General features: G+C 67.4%; 19 protein-coding genes. 12 read left to right on the top strand and 7 right to left on the bottom strand.

Annotated features, from left to right (window positions below; translation table 11 throughout):
- Window positions 1–14: 14 nt before the first annotated feature.
- Window positions 15–473 carry a hypothetical protein gene (locus ACKY0X_RS18580; RefSeq protein ID WP_409427223.1) on the top strand — a complete coding sequence of 153 codons (459 nt, stop codon included), beginning with the start codon at window positions 15–17 and terminating at the stop codon, window positions 471–473.
- Between the two features lie 24 nt (window positions 474–497).
- Here the strand turns inward: ACKY0X_RS18580 and ACKY0X_RS18575 are convergent, their stop codons facing one another.
- The 5 genes from ACKY0X_RS18575 to ACKY0X_RS18555 form a co-directional block, all read right to left on the bottom strand.
- Complete coding sequence (locus tag ACKY0X_RS18575) at window positions 498–1,121, bottom strand: twin-arginine translocation pathway signal (protein WP_409427222.1); 624 nt, start codon at window positions 1,119–1,121, stop codon at window positions 498–500.
- Entirely contained in the window at window positions 1,118–1,930 is an 813-nt protein-coding gene (locus tag ACKY0X_RS18570) for a hypothetical protein (protein WP_409427221.1), read from the bottom strand. Before ACKY0X_RS18570 ends, ACKY0X_RS18575 begins: the two co-directional genes overlap by 4 nt.
- A 40-nt stretch (window positions 1,931–1,970) precedes the next feature.
- A complete protein-coding gene (locus tag ACKY0X_RS18565) occupies window positions 1,971–2,402 on the bottom strand; it encodes a hypothetical protein (protein ID WP_409427220.1) in 432 nt (143 codons plus the stop codon).
- Between the two features lie 109 nt (window positions 2,403–2,511).
- Window positions 2,512–4,140, bottom strand: coding sequence for an FAD-dependent oxidoreductase (locus tag ACKY0X_RS18560; RefSeq protein WP_409427219.1), 1,629 nt, complete (start codon window positions 4,138–4,140; stop codon window positions 2,512–2,514).
- Between the two features lie 23 nt (window positions 4,141–4,163).
- Complete coding sequence (locus ACKY0X_RS18555) at window positions 4,164–4,865, bottom strand: helix-turn-helix domain-containing protein (RefSeq protein ID WP_409429695.1); 702 nt, start codon at window positions 4,863–4,865, stop codon at window positions 4,164–4,166.
- A gap of 138 nt (window positions 4,866–5,003) precedes the next feature.
- On the opposite strand from ACKY0X_RS18555, the gene ACKY0X_RS18550 reads away from it, so the two are divergent.
- From ACKY0X_RS18550 to ACKY0X_RS18515, 8 genes are read left to right on the top strand one after another with little or no spacing between them, the layout of a single operon-like run.
- Window positions 5,004–5,867 carry an alpha/beta fold hydrolase gene (locus tag ACKY0X_RS18550; protein ID WP_409427218.1) on the top strand — a complete coding sequence of 288 codons (864 nt, stop codon included), beginning with the start codon at window positions 5,004–5,006 and terminating at the stop codon, window positions 5,865–5,867.
- A 1-nt stretch (window position 5,868) separates the two neighbouring features.
- Window positions 5,869–7,566, top strand: coding sequence for a bifunctional 3-(3-hydroxy-phenyl)propionate/3-hydroxycinnamic acid hydroxylase (locus ACKY0X_RS18545; protein WP_409427217.1), 1,698 nt, complete (start codon window positions 5,869–5,871; stop codon window positions 7,564–7,566).
- Window positions 7,523–8,452, top strand: a complete 930-nt coding sequence (locus ACKY0X_RS18540; protein ID WP_409427216.1) for a 3-carboxyethylcatechol 2,3-dioxygenase — start codon at window positions 7,523–7,525, stop codon at window positions 8,450–8,452. Before ACKY0X_RS18545 ends, ACKY0X_RS18540 begins: the two co-directional genes overlap by 44 nt.
- Window positions 8,449–10,197: an FAD-binding protein gene (locus ACKY0X_RS18535; RefSeq protein WP_409427215.1), complete on the top strand. Its 1,749-nt coding sequence runs from the start codon at window positions 8,449–8,451 to the stop codon at window positions 10,195–10,197. The genes ACKY0X_RS18540 and ACKY0X_RS18535 overlap by 4 nt, the downstream gene beginning before the upstream one ends.
- Window positions 10,198–10,200: 3 nt before the next feature.
- The gene (locus tag ACKY0X_RS18530; RefSeq protein WP_409427214.1) at window positions 10,201–11,514 is read left to right on the top strand and encodes an LLM class flavin-dependent oxidoreductase; all 1,314 of its coding nucleotides are present in this window, start codon (window positions 10,201–10,203) and stop codon (window positions 11,512–11,514) included.
- Entirely contained in the window at window positions 11,511–12,347 is an 837-nt protein-coding gene (locus ACKY0X_RS18525) for a coniferyl-alcohol dehydrogenase (protein ID WP_409427213.1), read from the top strand. Before ACKY0X_RS18530 ends, ACKY0X_RS18525 begins: the two co-directional genes overlap by 4 nt.
- Window positions 12,335–13,324 (top strand): cyclase family protein, encoded by a 990-nt coding sequence (locus tag ACKY0X_RS18520; protein ID WP_409427212.1) that lies wholly within the window; start codon window positions 12,335–12,337, stop codon window positions 13,322–13,324. The genes ACKY0X_RS18525 and ACKY0X_RS18520 overlap by 13 nt, the downstream gene beginning before the upstream one ends.
- Before the next feature lie 17 nt (window positions 13,325–13,341).
- Window positions 13,342–14,166: an alpha/beta fold hydrolase gene (locus ACKY0X_RS18515; protein WP_409427211.1), complete on the top strand. Its 825-nt coding sequence runs from the start codon at window positions 13,342–13,344 to the stop codon at window positions 14,164–14,166.
- A 15-nt stretch (window positions 14,167–14,181) separates the two neighbouring features.
- Here ACKY0X_RS18515 and ACKY0X_RS18510 read toward each other — a convergent pair whose 3' ends face one another.
- Both ACKY0X_RS18510 and ACKY0X_RS18505 read right to left on the bottom strand, forming a co-directional pair.
- Entirely contained in the window at window positions 14,182–15,426 is a 1,245-nt protein-coding gene (locus ACKY0X_RS18510) for an HNH endonuclease signature motif containing protein (protein ID WP_409427210.1), read from the bottom strand.
- A gap of 64 nt (window positions 15,427–15,490) precedes the next feature.
- Window positions 15,491–15,928, bottom strand: a complete 438-nt coding sequence (locus tag ACKY0X_RS18505) for a nuclear transport factor 2 family protein (RefSeq protein ID WP_409427209.1) — start codon at window positions 15,926–15,928, stop codon at window positions 15,491–15,493.
- Between the two features lie 104 nt (window positions 15,929–16,032).
- On the opposite strand from ACKY0X_RS18505, the gene ACKY0X_RS18500 reads away from it, so the two are divergent.
- Genes ACKY0X_RS18500 through ACKY0X_RS18490 form a run of 3 tightly spaced genes read left to right on the top strand, consistent with a single transcriptional unit; the run spans window position 16,033 to window position 17,767 of the window.
- Window positions 16,033–16,863: an SDR family NAD(P)-dependent oxidoreductase gene (locus tag ACKY0X_RS18500; protein ID WP_409427208.1), complete on the top strand. Its 831-nt coding sequence runs from the start codon at window positions 16,033–16,035 to the stop codon at window positions 16,861–16,863.
- 44 nt (window positions 16,864–16,907) lie between these two features.
- Complete coding sequence (locus ACKY0X_RS18495; protein WP_409427207.1) at window positions 16,908–17,573, top strand: TetR/AcrR family transcriptional regulator; 666 nt, start codon at window positions 16,908–16,910, stop codon at window positions 17,571–17,573.
- Complete coding sequence (locus ACKY0X_RS18490) at window positions 17,570–17,767, top strand: ferredoxin (RefSeq protein WP_409427206.1); 198 nt, start codon at window positions 17,570–17,572, stop codon at window positions 17,765–17,767. The genes ACKY0X_RS18495 and ACKY0X_RS18490 overlap by 4 nt, the downstream gene beginning before the upstream one ends.
- The last annotated feature ends 40 nt before the right edge of the window (window positions 17,768–17,807 follow it).

Here is a 17,807-nt window from a genome sequence, read left to right as displayed (position 1 = left end):
GAGCGAGTTCACCCATGATCCGAATTACTGCCGCAGCAGCGCTGGGCGCATTGACCATCACCTTTGCCGTGGCGCCGACCGCCGCGGCAGACATGCGCTATGGCAATTACGAGGTCCTGAGCAACCGGTGGACCGATGCCACGTGGGTGTGGGCCGCGTACCCGTGCGAGACGATGGGCAAGTTCGACGACCTGCCGGCCGGCTGCGTGACAGTGAGTGCGATCGACCGGCCGCACTTCTTCGGCCGCGGATACTACGGCGGGACCGCCAGGCTGGTGGACGGTCAGTACTCGTTCACCTCGGATTACCCCAACGGCCTGAACTGTCCGTTCGGGCCCTCGATGCCGACGCGCGACACCTACACCTGGGACGCGAACACACTGGCCGGCGTCGTCGAATCACATTTCGACGTGGGCTGTATGAATGGCCCGGGTGGCGTGAACACCTGGACGTTCGCCCTGGTGCGGATGTAGCTCGCGGCTGCCTGCAGAGAATGGTTAGACCGGGTCGAACGAGGAGATCAGCCACCGGCCGTCGTGCTTCTCCAGGCCGACCTTGACGCTGCTCATGGAAAAAGCGCCATCCGGGTTCGTCTTGCTGATCGTGGTCTGGTTGAGATAGATCAGCACCTCTGCGGAACTCGGGTGCAGGGATACCAAGCCCTTGCGAACCACGGCGGCGACCGTCTGTACTTCCTTCTCCTTGACCGCCGGTGTAACGACCTTCTGGGTGAAATCGGTGTAGTGAGCCAGGAAATCGCCGGTGAGGTGGCTTTCGGCGGCGGCGAAATCCTGCTCCATCGTCTTGGGTGCATAGGTCAAAACGGCGACCGCGCCGTCGGCGGCGGCCGCCATCACGGCCTGCTCGGCCGCGGGCCCCAGTTGCTGATCGGCCCGAAGCACTCCGAAGTACAGCCAGGCGGTGAGTCCCGCCGAGGCCAACAGCAGACCAGCCAGGGCTGCTGCGATCCAGCGCACCGTGGAGACGGTCGGGCCGGCCGGCTCCGCTGCTTCCCGGCCTGCGCGGTCGGCATCCGCGGCGTCGTCGGCCGCAGTCGGTTCCTCGGTCACCGACTCCTCGGTCGTTTCGACGGTTACCTCGGTCTCGCCAGATTCACTCATGCCGCGAAGTCCACCTTCGACATCTTGATCCGATCGCCTTCGTGGGCCAGGTGCACGGTGAGGCGCCATGCGCGAGGTTCCTCTTTGGCTCCAGCGACATTGGTGACCTTGGTGTTGGCCGCGACCAGCACCACCGCGTCGTTGTCCGACATCGATTCCACCCCCGCGACCGCCGTGTCGACCGTGGTGACGGTTTTCGACTTGCGGGCCACCTGGGTGAAGTCGCCGACGTGGGCTTCGAAGTCCTTCTTGAACTCGCCGGTCGAGTTGTCGAGGATCGCCTTGACGTTGTCATCGACGGTTTCGTAATTCAGCGACATCAGCGTCACCACGCCCTGACGAGCGGCCGCGGCGTATTCGGCGGATTGGCGCTGGCGCAGTGCCACGCTGTTGTGGTGGGCCAGCATCACCACGTCCGCGGCGATGAGCCCACCGATGGTGAGCACGGCCAGCGTCGCCGCTGCCCAGGGCAGTACTTTGCGGATTCCGGTGATCGTGCGGGGCCGCTTAGCCGGCTGTTCGGCGGCACCCTCGTCGACAGCCTCGCCAACTCCCGGAGCCGGCTCGATCGTTTCGGAAGTCTCGATGACCTGAGCGGTTTCCAGCTCGGCCGCAGCGGTGGATTCCGGCTCGGGCTCCTGCTGCGCCTTGAGTAGTTCCGCTCGGGCGCGGGCCAGCTCCGCCGCCGCCTCGGCGGCCTTCGCCTCGGCCTCCGCCAGCGTCAGGGCATTCTTCGAAGCGCGTGTGGCGGCGTGCTTTCCGACGTGTTTTCTGGGACCCCCCGGCTTCGCCGGATCACGCGACGGCATACGCCTCTCCTGTCCGTTGTCCACCCAGCACCAGGGTCCCTCACCACGTGCGGAGCGAGCAGAGCGCCCCCTTGGTACCGGCGTCGGTGGCGACCACGGCGTCGTCGACGCGCAGCTCGCAGACGAACCCGGGCGAGGGTAGTTCGGGATGCATTGCGGGCAGCGACACCACCACCATGGCCCAGTCTTGCGGATCGGCCAGGGTGGTCTCGAAGATCCAGGGCTGGTTGGGGCCGACCGTGACGTCCGCACGCGGACTGTACTGGTACGGGTTGTGGCTGTACTCGCCGAAATTGGGCGGCTGAACCTCGCGGTAGTAGACGTACGCTTGCGCGGTCTGGGTGGCGCTGACCGAGTAGCGCACCCGGTGCGGTGCCGTGTCATCGGCGCCCGCCGGGGCGGCGGTGGCCAGCGCGCCGGCAAGCGCTATCCCCCCAACCAGCGACGATGCGGCGACCTGCCTGCCTGTCACGGGCTCCTCCACTGCTGCACCCGCCGGAGCGGCCGCGCTGCCAAAGACTCAAATTCTTTGCGGCGAAGAATAGCATTTCCGCTCTGTCGGTGACGGGGGAACGAGCCGCTCATGATGTCCCTGTGCCTGTGGTGGCAGCTGCGCGCCCCGCGCGGAAGCCGAACACCATGGCTGGCCCGATGGTGCCACCCGCGCCACCATAGGCCCGGCCCGTCACGCCCGCCATTGCATTGCCCGCGGCGAACAGCCCGGGGATGGGCCGGCCGGTGACATGCAGGACCCGGCCGTCGGAGTCGGTCCGGGGCCCGCCCTTGGTGCCCATCGCTCCGACGGACAGCGGTACGGCGTAGAAGGGTGCGGTGTCGATAGGTCCCAGGGTGCGCCCGGCGACGGTGCTCGCCTGGTCATCGCCCCAATAGCCGTCGTAGGCGCTGGATCCGCGCCCGAACTCGGGATCCATTCCTGCCGCGACGTCGCGGTTCCAGGCGGCCACCGTGCGCGCCAGGCCCTCGGCGTCGATTCCGGTCTTGGCGGCCAGGGCGGCCAGATCGGGTGATTCGGAGAACCACTCCGGTGCGGTGCCGTCGGGTGCGACGCCGAGAAAGCCGTACCGGCGCAGGTGTCCGGCGTCGAACACGATCCACGCCGGATCGTTGACGTATCCGGCGCGCGGTTCCAGGTAGTGGAACGCGCCGGCCATCGAGTTGTAGTCGCAGGCCTCGTTAACGAACCGCCGCCCGGCCCGGTTGACGATGATGCTGCGCGGGCGGGTCCGCTCGAGCCGTACGCTGCGGCTGCGCTGCTCCCCGTCGATGGTGTCACCGGGGATCCGGACGATCGGGACCCACCACGCCTCGCCCATGTTGGCCAGGTCCGCGCCGTGCGCCATCGCCATGCGCAGCGCGTCACCGGTGTTGTTCGGCGGTGACACCGCACCGCGCATCGGCCCGCGCAGAAACGCCTCCACCAGGGAGACATCCCATTCGAAGCCGCCGTTGGCCAGGATGACGCCGCGCCGGGCGCGCACCCGCCGACGCGAGCCGTCGCCATCGACGCGCACGCCCGCGATGCCTTCGGTGTCGGCGAGGAGCTCCACGCCGCGGTGGCCGGTCTGCGGCGTGATCCCGGCGTCGAGCACGCCGCGCAGCAGTCCGGCGATCAGCGCGGTGCCGGCCACGCAGACATCGCCCGCGTCTGTTGCCTCGATGTCGGCGTGCAGCCGGGCGCGGGTCTCGGCGTCGAATCCGACATTGCTGTAGTCGGCGGGGAACGCCGTGATCCGGTCCTGCCAAGAGCCCACTCGGGAGACGTCATAGGGCAGCGGGCTCAGCGAGCGCCCGCCGGACGGGCGCCCGCCGGGCAGCTCCGGCTTGTAGTCCGGGAAGCCGGTGGCGACCTCGAAGCGGACATCGCTGTGGGCTTCGACGAAGTCGACCATCTCCTGGCCGGTCTGTACGAACGTCGAGACCAGCGTGTCATCCATCGCACCGAAGGACTGGGCGCGCAGGTAGTCCATTGCGGCCTCGACACTGAGCCCGGGCGCCCGACTGTGTGCCGGAATCCAGGCGATGCCACCGGAGACCGCGGTGGTCCCGCCCACCGTGTCCGACTTCTCGTAGAGGGCCACCGATGCGCCATGTACTGCCGCGGTGAGCGCGGCGGTGAGCCCGGCGCCGCCGGTGCCCAGCACCACCACGTCGACGGTCTCGTCCCAATCGTGCTGCGGGCCGGCTGGCATCAAAATGTTCCTCTCGGGCGGATTCAGCTCAAGATCTCGGACAGGCGGCCGGCAGCGGCCAGCACGGCGTCGCGACCTCGCAGCACCACGTCCTCGCGGTGCGAGATCAGGTTGATGCAGGTCGGCGGCGCCGGCGGGCGGCGGCGAACCGGAACGGCCAACCCGAACGTTCCGGGCTCGATCTCGCCGTGGGTGACCACCCAGCCGCGTTCCCGGGTCTGCGGGACGATGTCGCGTTCTCCGGGGCGCGCGGGCATGGCCGCCAGCAGCGCGATCCCGGCGGCGCCCAGGCTGAGCGGATGGCGGCTGCCCTCGTGGAACGCGAGTTGGTAGCCGACTTGGGTGGGGACGATAACCGCGACGGCGACCTGCTGGTCGCCCTCGGCAACTAGCAGCGACACCGTGGTCCCGAGTTCATCGGCGAGCGCGCGCAGTGTCGGCAGGCTCAGCTGTCGCATGTTGTTGTCGAACGAGGCTCCCAGTACGGCCAACGCGGCGGCCGGGCGGTACCGGCCGTCGTCCCCCTTGGCGATCAGTCGAAAGCCGGTCAGCGTGTTCAGTAGTCGATAACTGATGGTCCGGTGCACGCCGACCCGGTCGGCGACCTGTTGCACCGTCAACCCCTCTGGAGCGGCGGCCACCGCCTGTAAGGCGGCCAACCCGCGGGCCAGGGTCTGCGAACCCCGCGCGGTCTCGCCGGCAGCGTCGGGCATCAGCGTGGGCATCGGCAGGGCCTCCTTGACATCCACCCTCGCGAGAGTGATGCTCTTGAATATAACGTACATACATGTGCGATAACAGCACGTTCAATATGTCAGAAACAGAGAATCACATTTCCGTTCGAACTAGGGAAGAGGTGGCCGGTGCCGGAGTTCGAGAGCGTCTGGGGTGACCTCCAGGGCGTCGCGTTCGAGCAGGGTTACCTCGATGCGCGCGGTGTGCGCACCCGGTACTTGCGGGCCGGCGACCCGGCCAAGCCGGTTCTGGTGCTGCTGCACGGCTCCGGCGGGCACGCCGAGGCCTACGTCCGCAATCTCGCCGCGCACGCCGAGCATTTCTGGACCTGGTCGGTGGACATGCTCGGTCATGGCTATACCGACAAGCCCGGTCATCCCCTGGAGGTTGGCCACTACGTGGCGCACCTGATGGATGTGCTGGACGCGATCGGTGCGCAGACGGCCAGCATCAGCGGCGAATCCCTCGGCGGATGGGTGGCGGCGCGCGCCGCCATCGACCACCCGGATCGGGTTCACCGGTTGGTGCTCAACACCGCGGGTGGTTCCCAGGCCGACCCGGAGGTGATGAAGCGAATCATCACGTTGTCGATGGCTGCGGTTGAGAATCCCAGCTGGGAAACGGTCCAGGCGCGGATCAAGTGGTTGATGGCCGACAAGACCAAGGACTACGACGACATCGTGGCCAGCCGTCAGCGGATTTACCGGTTGCCGGGATTCGTCGACGCGATGCGCGACATCATGGCGTTGCAGGACCCGCAGATCCGGGCGCGGAATCTGTTGGGGCCCGCCGAATACGGAAGAATCACCGCGCCCACCCTGGTGGTCTGGACCAGCGACGACCCGACGGCCGACGTCGAAGAGGGCAAGCGGATCGCCTCGATGATCCCGGGCGCCAGGTTTGAACTGATGCCCGGCTGCGGCCACTGGCCACAGTATGAGGACCCCGAGACCTTCAACCGCCTTCACCTGGAATTCCTGCTGGAGCGTTAGCGTGGCTGCGCTCAGTGATGTCGAAGTCGTCGTGGTCGGCGCCGGACCGGTCGGTCTGACCCTGGCCAATATCCTCGGCCTGCAAGGGATTAACACACTGGTCGTCGAGGACCGCGACACCCTCATCGACTATCCCCGCGGGGTCGGCCTCGACGACGAGTCGCTGCGCACCTTCCAGGCGATCGGCCTGGTGGATGCCGTGCTGCCGCATACCGTCCCGAACCAGATCCTGCGGTTCTACGACGGCCGCCGGCGGCTGCTGGCCGAAATGGCGCCCGCCGACGCCTGTTTCGGCTGGCCCAAGCGCAACGGATTCGTGCAGCCGCTGGTCGATGCCGAACTGCTGCGCGGCTTGGACCGCTTCGACCACGTCCAGGTGTTGTGGGGCCGGCCGATGACTGGGTGTGCCGAATCTGGCGAATCGGTCACGGTGAGCATCGGGGGAGAAGGGCTGGAACCGCAGACCGTCTCGGCTCGCTACGTGGTCGGGTGCGACGGCGGGCGCAGCGCCACCCGGCGGCTGATGGGAGTGTCCTTCGACGGCACCACCTCGTCGACGCGCTGGCTGGTGGTCGACATCGCCAACGACCCACTCGGCCGTCCCAACAGTGAAGTCGGCGCCGACCCGGCGCGCCCGTACGCGTCGATCTCGATTGCGCACGGTATTCGTCGGTTCGAGTTCATGATTCACGCCGACGAGACCGACGAGCAGGCCGAAGACCCCGAATTCGTCGCGGCCATGCTGGCCCCGTTCCTGCCGCATCCGCACGACGTCGACGTGATTCGCCACCGGGTGTACACCCACCACTCCCGGATCGCCGGGGCCTTCCGTCGCGGGCGGCTGCTGTTGGCCGGCGACGCCGCGCACCTGATGCCGGTCTGGCAGGGCCAGGGCTACAACAGCGGGATCCGCGACGCGATGAACCTGGGCTGGAAGTTGGCCGCCGTGGTCCGGGGGCACGCGCGGCCAAGCCTGCTGGACAGCTACGACACCGAGCGGCGCAAGCATGCCCGCGCGATGATCGACCTGTCCACGATGGTGGGCAAGGTGATCTCACCGACCAACCGCCGCGTCGCCGGCCTGCGTGACCGGGTGATCCGGGCGGCCTCGGCGGTACCGACCCTCAAACGCTACGTACTGGAGATGCGGTTCAAACCGATGCCCCGCTACGAGCGGGGCGCGGTCGTCCATGACCAGCCTCGGCGTCCCGATTCCCCGGCGGGAACGCTGTTCATTCAGCCCCGCGTCGACACCCGCAGTGGCACCGACCTTCTCCTCGACGAGGTGATCGGCACCGGGTTCGCGGTATTGGCCTGGAACAACAATCCCCGGGTACTGCTCGGCAAGGACGCCTTCGCGCGGTGGACGGCGCTGGGGGCCAGCTTCGTCGCGGTGCGGCCCTCCACCCAGCTGCACTGGACCCCTCCCGGTCAGGTCGATGACCCCGCGATCACCATCGTCGGCGACCGGACCGGGGAGCTGAAAGCGTGGTTCGACCGCCACAGCGAATCGGTGCTGTTCCTGCGCCCGGACCGCTGCATCGCCGCGGCCTGCATCGCCCAGCGCGCCCCCGAGGTGAGCGCACGACTTTTCGACGTTCTGGCCGTGACCGTGCGAGGGGGTGATTGCCCCGATGACACTGGCCCTGTGCTGCATGTCCCACAGTCCACTGCTGAATCTGCCGGGACCGCCCCGTGAGTTGATGGACGACATCGAGGCCGCGATCGCCGACGCCGCGGCTTTCGTCGCCGACTTCGACCCGCAGCTGACGGTGATATTCGCCCCGGACCACTACAACGGGTTCTTCCTACAACTGATGCCGCCGTTCTGCATCGGCACCGCGGCCCAAGGCATCGGTGACTACGGCACGTACCTCGGGGCGCTGAACGTTCCGGTCGACATTGCCCGCGAATGCGCGGAGGCAGTGCTGGAATGCGGTGTGGACCTGGCTGTTTCGGCTTCCATGGACGTCGACCATGCCGTTGCCCAGCCACTTGAGCGGCTGTTTGGGGATGCCGCGGCGTGTCCGGTGATCCCGATCTTCCTCAATGCCGTCGCCGCCCCGCTCGGTCCGATACACCGTGCCCGCGCGCTGGGCGCCGCGGTGGGGGAGTTCTTGGCAGGTCTGGACCTGCGGGTACTGGTGGTGGGATCCGGTGGGCTCTCGCATGATCCGCCCATCCCGACATTGGCGACCGCGCCACCGGTCACCCGGGACCGGATCCTGCACGGCACCGCCATGAGCGTCGAGCAGCGCCAAGCACGTCAGGACGCGGTGATTGCGGCGGCCCGCGACTTCACGGCCGGGACGAACAACCTCGCGCCGCTGAACCCCGACTTCGACGAGCGATTCCTGGCGATCGTGGACAGCGGCCGCCTCGATGACCTCAATGACTGGTCCAACGCGTTCATCACCGAGTCGGGTGGTGGCTCCGCACACGAGATCCGCACCTGGGCAGCCGCTTTCGGGGCGCTCGCGGCGCAGGGCCGCTACCGCATAACTCATCGCTACTACCGGCCGGCCCCCGAACTGATCGCCGGGTTCGCCATCCGCACTGCGCAACCCACGGAGGTGATCCGGTGACCGACCCAGACCACGTCGTCGACGTGCTCGTCATCGGCTCCGGCGGCGGCGGAATGACCGCGGCACTGGCCGCCGACGCCCGCGGCCTGAACACCCTGGTCGTGGAGAAGGCGCGGTACTTCGGTGGCTCCACCGCGCTGTCCGGCGGCGGCATCTGGGTGCCGGGGGCGCCGTCGCAGCGCCGGGAAGGCTATGCGCCCGACCCCGACGACGTCCTTACCTACCTGCGCACCATCACCGACGGGCTGGTCAGTGATGCGCGGCTGCGGCAATACGTCGATTCCGCGCCGCAGATGATGGAATTCTTGGAGGCCACCAGCTCCTGGTTCGAGTTCGTCTGGAAGCCCGGTTACGCCGACTACTACCCGGAGCTGCCGGGCGGCTCCGAGCTGGGCAGCACCATCAACGTGCCCGCCATCGACCTGCGCAAGCTCGGCGACGAGGAACAGAACCTGCTGGCCCCGCTGGCGCTGGCGCCCAAGGGGATCTGGCTGGGCCCCAAGGACCTTCGGCTCTTCTACCAAGTCCGCCAGTCGTGGCGGGGCAAAGCGGTTCTGGTCAAGCTGCTGTGGCGGATGTTTCGCGCCCGGGTGTTCGGCGACCGGATGGCCGCCATCGGCCAATCGTTGGCCGCGCGGCTGCGGCTGGCCATGGTCGAACGTGACATGCCGCTGTGGCTGGACGCACCGATGACCGAGCTGATAACCGACGACTCCGGGGCGGTGATCGGTGCGGTGGTGCAGCGCGACGGCCGGCCGCAGCGCATCGCGGCGCACCGCGGCGTGATCCTGGCCAGCGGCGGGTTCGACCACGACTTGGCGTGGCGCCGACAGTATCAGCCTGTGCTGGAACACGATTGGAGCTTCGGCAACCCACTGGCCACCGGCGACGGCATCCGGGCCGGGGAACGTGTCGGCGCGGCTACCGAACTGCTCGACGAGGCCTGGTGGTTCCCGGCGGTGTGCTGGCCCGACGGACGTCTGCAGTTCATGCTCAACGAACGCATGATGCCGTCCCAGTTCATCGTCAACGGTGACGGCGAGCGGTTCATCAACGAAGCCGCGCCCTACATGGATTTCGCGCACGCCATGATCACGGGCCAGCAGACCGGTGTCACCCACATCCCGTGCTGGCTGGTCACCGACCAGCGATCCTTTCACCGCTACGTCGTCGCCGGACACCTACCGATCCCGAAGATCCCCGGTGCGCCCGTGCCGACCGGGCGCCGGATACCGCAGGCCTGGCTGGACTCCGGTGTGGTGAAGGCGGCTAACTCCTTCGAGGAGCTGGCCCGCGAGATCGGCGTCCCGCCGCAGCGGCTGCGCAGCACGGCACAGCGGTTCAACGAGCTGGCGCGCGCCGGCCACGATGACGACTTCAATCGCGGCGACAGTGTCTATGACAACTACTACGGGGACCCGACGCTGCCCAACCCCAACCTGCACCCACTGGGCAAACCGCCCTACTACGCGTTCCGGATCATCCTCGGCGATCTGGGCACCTCGGGTGGCCTGCGTACCGACGAGCACGCCCGGGTACTGCGCGCCGATGACTCGGTGATCGAGGGCCTCTACGCGGTGGGCAACACCTCGGCCCCGGTCATGGGCCGCAGCTATGCCGGTGCGGGAGCAACCATCGGCCCCGCAATGACGTTCGGTTACGTCGCCGCCCAACATCTTGCCGATATTCCTGACCGCCATCGTTCCGCCGAATCGCAGACTCCCAACCAATCGCCCAGGAGGTAAAACGTGAAGATCTCACTGTTCTACGAGTTCGCGCTGCCGCGTCCATGGTCCGACGACGATGAACGCCTGCTGTTCTCCGACGGTCTGGACGAGGTGGAGCTGGCCGACAAGGCCGGGTTCTCCACGGTCTGGCTCACCGAGCACCACTTCCTGGAGGAGTACTGCCACGCCACCGCGCCCGAGATGTTCTTGGCCGCGGCCAGCCAGCGGACCAAGAACATCCGGCTGGGTTTCGGGATCATGCACCTGCCCCCGGTGGTCAACCACCCCGCCCGGGTGGCCGAGCGGGTCGCCACCTTGGACCTGCTCTCCGGTGGCCGGGTCGAATTCGGTACCGGGGAGGGATCCTCGATCGCCGAGCTCGGCGGATTCGGTATCGATCCGGCCGACAAGCGGACCCAGTGGGAGGAAGCACTCGAGGTCTCGATTCGCTGCATGACCGAGGAGCCGTTTACCGGCTTTGGCGGCCAGCACGTGCAGATGCCGGCCCGCAACGTGGTACCCAAGCCGATGCAGAAGCCGCACCCGCCGGTCTGGGTGGCCTGTACCCGACCGGCTTCGGTGCAGATGGCCGCCCAGAAATGCATCGGTGCACTGAGTTTCGCCTACACCGGTCCCGGCCCGCTGGCCGAGCGGGTCAACGGCTACTACAAGGAACTCGAAGAGAACGGCGTCCCGGTCACCCCGCAGGTGAACCCGAACATCCTGGCCATCGGTGGCGACCTGTCGATGATGGTGGCCCCCACCGACGAGCAGGCCATCGCGCGCCTCGGGGTCGGCGGAGGATTCTTCTCGTTCGGGATCATGCACTACTACATGACCGGCGAGCACACCCCGGGCCGGACCGGGGTGTGGAACCGCTACCTCGAAGAAGTGGAGAAGGACCCGACGCTGGCCTATGGGCCCGGTCGCGGGGCAATCGGAAGTCCCGCGACCGCACGGGAGTTCCTGCGTGGCTACGAGGAGAGCGGCGTCGACGAGCTCATCCTGTTGCTCAACCCGCGCAGCCACGAGGCGACCATGGAAGCCATCGAACTGATGGGCAAGGAGGTGCTGCCGGAGTTCATCGAACGTGACGAAAAGGCAGTCGCCGAGAAGGCCAAGCGGCTCGAACCGGTGCTGGAGAAACTGGAGGCCCGTCGACAAGCGCCCACCGCACCGGCATTCGACGAGTCCTACTCGTTCGGCGGATTGCCGACCGGTCGAGGCGGCACGTTCACCGCCACCGAGATCCCCGAGGCGATGGCCGAGATGAACGAGGGTCGGGTGCAGGCTGCGCAACTTGCTAAGGAAGAACGGGAACGCGGCCCGCAGTGAGCGCGACGTCCGGACTGTGGCGCTACGACGGTCGACGAACCGTGGTCACCGGCTGCGCGTCGGGGATCGGCGCGGCGCTGGTGACGCAGCTCGGTGAACTCGGGGCGCAGGTCGTAGGCCTGGACCGGGTTGATCCTGCGGCAAGCGTCGACGAATTTCACGCGACGGATCTGACCGATCCGGCGTCCATCGATCGCGCCGCCGCGGCGATCCGGGCGGCGGGGCACGTTGATGCGCTGTTCAACGTCGCCGGGGTCTCCTCGGGCATCGGTGACCCCGAGCGGGTGGTCACGATCAACTTCCTGGGCTTGCGCCACCTCACCGAGGCGCTGTGGCCGGCGATGCCGGCCGGATCGGCGATCGCCAATGTGTCCTCGCTGGCTGCGGCGGCCTACCGCGAGAACGCCCAGACCACGGTCGGCCTGTTGAACTCCCACGACATGGCTGCCGGATTACAGTGGTGCCGTGCCAATCCCGCCGCGCTTGCCGACGGCGGCTACCGGCTGTCCAAAGAGGCGATCATCCTTTACGGCATGCTCAACACCGGGCCCCTGGCGAAACGCGGAATCCGGATCAACTGCACCGCGCCCGGCGTCACCGAAACCCCGATCCTCGATCAACTGCGCAGCAGATACGGGCAGGACTTTCTCGACGACATTCCCAAACCGCTGGGGCGGGTCGCCAGCGCCGAAGAACAGGCTGCACCACTGGTGTTTCTGAACAGTCCGGCGGCCGGTTACATCACCGGCCAGGTGCTCTGGGTCGACGGCGGCAATATCAGCGCCCGGGCCGCCGCCGCCCTGACGGACGGATCGGCGCCGTGGCCGGCCTGACCGAGTTCCGGCGGGTGGCCGAGTCGGTCCGCAACTGGGGACGCTGGGGTGACGCGGACGAACTGGGCACGCTTAACCTGATCACCCCAGCGAAGGTCGCCGAGGCTGCCGCCCTGGTCCGGCACGGCAAGATCTTCCCGCTCGGGGTGGATTTCGGGTCGTCGGGACCGCAGGGCGCGCTCCAGTTCCGGCACAACCCGATTCACGTGATGACCGTCGACGGCGGTGACGTGAGCACGCTGGCGCAGTACGGCCCGGAATGGCACCGCAACATCGTGGCGCAGCAGCTGGGCGAGTTCTTCGTCGACAACCCGTTCCGGTTCAACGACGACATGATCGTGATGCCGTTGCAGGCCGCCAGCCAGTGGGATGCGCTCTCACATGTCTACTACGACGACCAGCTCTACAACGGCTTCCCGGCGGCCTCGGTGACGAGCCTGGGCGCCTACCACTGCGGTATCGACAAGGTCGACGGCAAGGGGATCACGTCACGCGGAGTGCTGCTCGACGTGGTCGCGCACCGTGGAGCCGACACCTTCTTGCCGTTGGGCACCCCGATCACCCCGGACGAGCTCGACGAGGTCGCCCGCGCCCAGAAGGTCAGTGTCGAACCCGGTGACATCGTGGTAGTCCGAACCGGTTGGTGGGAAAGGTTTTCGGTGACCGGTAACGGCGCTGAACCGGGCGCGGGGCTCGACTGGCGGTGCGCCTCCTGGCTGCACGCCCATGACGTCGCCGCGGTGGCCGCCGACAACCTGATGGTCGAAGACCCGGTGTCCGGCGTCGAAGGAACGTACCTGCCCCTGCACATGCTGTGCCTGCGCGACATGGGCTTGATGCTCGGGGAGTACTGGGACCTCGGCGCACTCGCGGCGGATTGCGCCGCCGACGGCCGTTACGAGTTCCAGCTGGTGGCACCGCCGTTGCGGGTGACCGGCGGAGTCGGGTCACCGGTGAACCCGATCGCGATCAAGTAGCTCGTCTGAGGAGCCACGTGCTGATTACGCGCAAGACCGTCGTCGTGGACGGCCTGAGCACTTCCTACCTGGAATCGGGTGACCCGTTCGCCCCGGCGGTGGTGCTGCTACACGGCGGCGAGTTCGGTGCCGGCGCTGAGATCGGCTGGGAACACACCATTCCCGCACTGGCTGAGCGCTATCGGGTACTCGCGCCGGACCTGCTCGGGTTCGGGGAGTCGGCCAAGGTCCTCGACTTCAACGACGGGCGCGGAATGCGGATTCGCCACGTCGCGCGGTTCTGCGCGACGCTGGGAGTCGAATCGGCGGATTTCGTGGGCAATTCGATGGGCGCCATCATGCTGCTGGTCGACACCACGTCGGAGGCACCGCTGTTGCCGGTGCGGCGAATGGTGCTCATCTGCGGGGGCGGGGAGATCCAGCAGAACGAACACATGGCCGCGCTCTACGACTACGACGCGACGGTGCCCGCCATGCGCCGGATCGTGGCCGCGCTGTTTCACGACCCGGCCTATCCTGACGACGACGACTACGTACGGCGGCGGTACGTTTCGAGCACCGCACCCGGCGCATGGGAGGCGGTGGCGGCGGCACGCTTCCGCCGGCCCGGCGCCGAGATCTCGCCGCCGGCGTCGAGCGACCGTGCCTACGAACGCATTTCAGTACCGACGTTGGTAATTGAAGGTGCCTGCGACAAGCTGCTCCCGCCGGGGTGGTCGGCGCAGATCGCCGACAAGATCCCCGGCGGGAGCGCCGTCGTAGTGGAGGGCGCCGGCCACTGCCCACAGATCGAGCAGGCCGAACAGGTCAACGGTTTACTGCTGGACTTCTTTGCCGGGTGATCAGCCGCCCGTGACCTAATTGGTTGTCGGTGGTGCTTGCGGTTGGAATGGTGAGTACCACCACCATTGGGCGCGTTCGCCGGTGGGCCCGGAACATGGTGCCACCGTGGGTCGCGGTTGCTTGGGTGGGCGGGCCAGCGATGCGGTGCTCAGTGGTCGGTCGGTGTTGTCGGTGACGGTGAGGTGGGTGGCTGGCCCGGTGATGGTGATGATGCCGCGGTGGTGCAGCTGATGGTGATACGGGCAGACCAGCACCAGGTTGGGCAGTTCGGTTTCGCCGCCGTCTTCCCAGTGCCGGATGTGATGGGCGTGCAGCCCTCGAGTGGCTCCGCAGCCGGGAACCACGCAGCAGCGGTCGCGGTGCTCAAGGGCCCGTCGAAGCCGGCGGCTGATCCCGCGGGTCGTGCGGCCGGCGCCGATGGGTTCGCCATTGCGCTCGAACCACACCTCAAAGCGGGCGTCGCACAGCAGGTATCGGCGTTCTTCGTTCGACAGCAGCGGCCCCACGTGCAGTGCCGCGGCCCGGTCGTTGATGTCGAGGTGCGCCACCACGGTGGTGTGCTGCCCGTGGGGCCGGCGGGCTGCCTCCACATCCCATCCAGCCTCGACCAGACGCAGAAACGCGTCAGCCGTAGTCGGCAACGGAGGCGCCTGATCTATTGCGCCGCCATCGTGGTCGTGTTTCCACTCGGCCATCAGGGCGTCCAGATGAGACCGTAGTGCCGCATCGAACTTCGCCGCGTCGAGGTGATCGAGTTTGATCCGCCAGCAGCTACCCTGCTCGTCGCCGGTCTTGGTGACCGAGCGCGCCGGCTCAGGCCGGTGATCGGGTTCGGGTCGCGGTTCCAGTTTGACCGCGGTGCGCAGCTGGTTGACCGTGGCCACGCCGGCCAGCTGTGCGTAGTGCTCGTCGGAGCCGTCGGCGGCCCGCCCTGCGATCACCCCGACCTGATCGAGTGACACGCGACCTTCCCGCATGCCCTGGACGCAGCGGGGAAACTCGTCGGCTCGATGGGCCACCGTTGCGATGGTGTGGGCGTTGCCCGGTGACACCCCGGTCTTCCAGGCCAGCAGCGCAGCGAAAGACCTCGCTCCGGTACCACCCCACAGCTCATCTCGCTCGATCTCGGCGGCGATGTCCACGATGCGTCCATCGATCGCGTTGCGCTGACCGGTCAGCTCCGCCAACTCCTCGAACAGCACATCAAGGCGCTGGGCAGGAGGCAACTCCGCGGTGGCAGCCAAGGCGGTCGTTGACATGACTTCATCATCGCAGTGGGGTCTGACATTGATGGGCTGCCGAATCGGTACAGGCGCCAGGTGATCAACCGACCTGGTGGCGGACCGGGGGATTGGTGAACCAGACGTTCTCCTCGCGCAGATGCGCGCTGCGCCAGCCGCCGGTGCGAACCAGCTCGTGATGGTAGTAACCGCCGCAGTAACTCAGGCCCGTCATGCCGGGCAGCTGCATGGGGTTGCAGAACATGGCCCGCACAACCGCGGAATCGGCAGTGTGATCCAGGATCTCGATATTGGTGATGTAGTGCATCGACATCGGGATGGTGGCGAAGCCGCTCGCCAGCCAATCGGCGACTTCGTCACGCGTGCCGCAGATCGCGCCCGCTGAGGAGTAGTCGATGACGGCCTCGTCGGTGAACACCGACCGGTACAGCGCCCAGTCCTTGGTGTCGACTGCGCGGGCATAGCGGTAGAGCAGCGCGGCGATCTCCAGCCGATCGTCGGTCGAGACGGGGCCTGTCATCCTGCCGACATTAGGTCGCCCGAGCAATTAAATCAGTCGCTTGACTGAACCCGGGCTAACGGGTTGAGTCGAACCACGGACGCGGTCGCAGCGGAAGGGTGCAGATGGGAAACGAATTGGCCGGCAAGGTGGCAATCGTCACCGGAGGCGCATCGGGTATCGGCCGCGGGATCGCCGAGCGATTCCTCGCCGAGGGGGCACGCGTCGTCATCGCCGACACGGATCGCGAACGCGGCGAAGCGCTCGCGGGACAACTCGGTGCGGAGGCGATCTTCCGGGTCGCCGATGTCTCCGACCCGCCCCAAGTGGGTGCGCTGGTCGAATCGGCCGTCGAGACGTTCGGCGGTCTGGACATCATGGTCAACAACGCCGGGGTCTCGGGCACCATGCACAACAGGTTTCTCGACGACGACCTGGCCGACTTTCACCGCATCATGGCGGTCAACGTGCTCGGTGTGATGGCCGGTACTCGCGACGCCGCCCGGCACATGTCCAAGGCCGGCGGCGGATCGATCCTCAATCTGACCTCGATCGGCGGCATCCAGGCCGGCGGCGGGGTAATGACCTACCGCGCGTCAAAAGCCGCGGTCATCCAGTTCACCAAATCCGCGGCGATTGAGCTGGCCCACTACGACATCCGGGTCAATGCCATTGCCCCCGGCAACGTTCCGACGCCGTTTGTGGCGTCGTCGGCGGCGGCGAACCTGGACCCGGAGGACCTGGAACGCTACGAAGCGGCGATTCGCGAGACGATGCGGGCCGACCGGCCCCTGAAGCGGGAGGGCACCGCGGCCGACGTCGCCGAAGCCGCGCTCTACCTCGCCGGTGAGCGTTCCCGGTACGTGACCGGCGTGGTGCTGCCGGTGGACGGCGGGACCGTCGCAGGCAAGGCGATCCGTCGCCGCAGCAAGCCGGCGGATGCCGCAAAAAATTAAATCAATCGCTTGACTTAAACCGCGAATCACGGTTGACTGACGCCGTGACCACCGCTGATCGGGCCGTGCGGGCCGAACGAGCCAGCAGCACGCGGGAAGCGATCCTGACCGCGGCCGAACGGCTGTTCGCCGAACACGGGGTGTTCGCGGTCTCCAACCGGCAGGTCAGCGAAGCCGCCGGCCAGGGCAACAACGCCGCCGTCGGATACCACTTCGGCACCAAGACCGACCTGGTCCGCGAGATCGAGCGCCGCCACCGAGTGCCGGTCGAGCGGCTGCGCGAGGAGATGGTGTCGGACGCGTCGGATTCCACCGACTTGCGTCACTGGGTAGCCTGCCTGGTCCGCCCGCTCACCGATCACCTTGCCGCATTGGGTAATCCGACCTGGTATGCCCGTTTTGCCGCGCAGGTGATGGCCGACCCGGCCTACCACGACATCGTGGTCAAGGACGCGCTGAGTTCGCCGTCGCTGGTACAGGTCGTCGATGGCATCAACACCTGCCTGCCGGATCTTCCCCTGCGGGTCCACCAGGCCCGCAACGTGATGGCCCGAAACCTGTTGATGCACACCTGCGCCGAGCACGAGCGCACGCTGGCATCCGGAGCGTCGGCCTCGGCCAGCTGGGCCGAATCCGGATCCGACCTGATCGACGCAATCGTGGGTCTGTGGCTCGCTCCGGTCACCGGAGTTCCGGGAGGCCCGCAATGAAAGTGACCGTCGATCAAGACATCTGCGCGTCCTCGGGGCAATGCGTGGGGTTCGCGTCCCGGGTGTTCGACCAGCGAGATGAGGACGGTGTCGTCGTTCTGCTCGATCAGTCCCCGCCTGAGGAGTTGGCCGATGCCGTGCGCCAGGCGGCCCAAGTCTGTCCGTCCGGAGCCATCAAGATCGTCGAGGAGTGAGCGTGACCGAAGCGTCCACCATTGCCAGCACCGCAACGCC

The sequence above is a fragment of the Mycobacterium sp. SMC-11 genome (assembly GCF_046250095.1).
Classification (GTDB): Bacteria; Actinomycetota; Actinomycetes; order Mycobacteriales; family Mycobacteriaceae; genus Mycobacterium; species Mycobacterium heraklionense_A.
The sequence above is the reverse complement of the archived record's forward strand: the minus strand, read 5'-3'. Positions and strand labels throughout refer to the sequence as shown.

Coding starts and splice junctions, on each gene's coding strand:
- ACKY0X_RS18500 (WP_409427208.1), top strand. CDS start 16,033: ATGGGAAACGAATTGGCCGGCAAGGTGGCAATCGTCACCGGAGGCGCA.
- ACKY0X_RS18510 (WP_409427210.1), bottom strand. CDS start 15,426: ATGTCAACGACCGCCTTGGCTGCCACCGCGGAGTTGCCTCCTGCCCAG.
- ACKY0X_RS18555 (WP_409429695.1), bottom strand. CDS start 4,865: ATGCCCACGCTGATGCCCGACGCTGCCGGCGAGACCGCGCGGGGTTCG.
- ACKY0X_RS18490 (WP_409427206.1), top strand. CDS start 17,570: ATGAAAGTGACCGTCGATCAAGACATCTGCGCGTCCTCGGGGCAATGC.
- ACKY0X_RS18540 (WP_409427216.1), top strand. CDS start 7,523: ATGTCCCACAGTCCACTGCTGAATCTGCCGGGACCGCCCCGTGAGTTG.
- ACKY0X_RS18580 (WP_409427223.1), top strand. CDS start 15: ATGATCCGAATTACTGCCGCAGCAGCGCTGGGCGCATTGACCATCACC.
- ACKY0X_RS18575 (WP_409427222.1), bottom strand. CDS start 1,121: ATGAGTGAATCTGGCGAGACCGAGGTAACCGTCGAAACGACCGAGGAG.
- ACKY0X_RS18560 (WP_409427219.1), bottom strand. CDS start 4,140: ATGCCAGCCGGCCCGCAGCACGATTGGGACGAGACCGTCGACGTGGTG.
- ACKY0X_RS18505 (WP_409427209.1), bottom strand. CDS start 15,928: ATGACAGGCCCCGTCTCGACCGACGATCGGCTGGAGATCGCCGCGCTG.
- ACKY0X_RS18570 (WP_409427221.1), bottom strand. CDS start 1,930: ATGCCGTCGCGTGATCCGGCGAAGCCGGGGGGTCCCAGAAAACACGTC.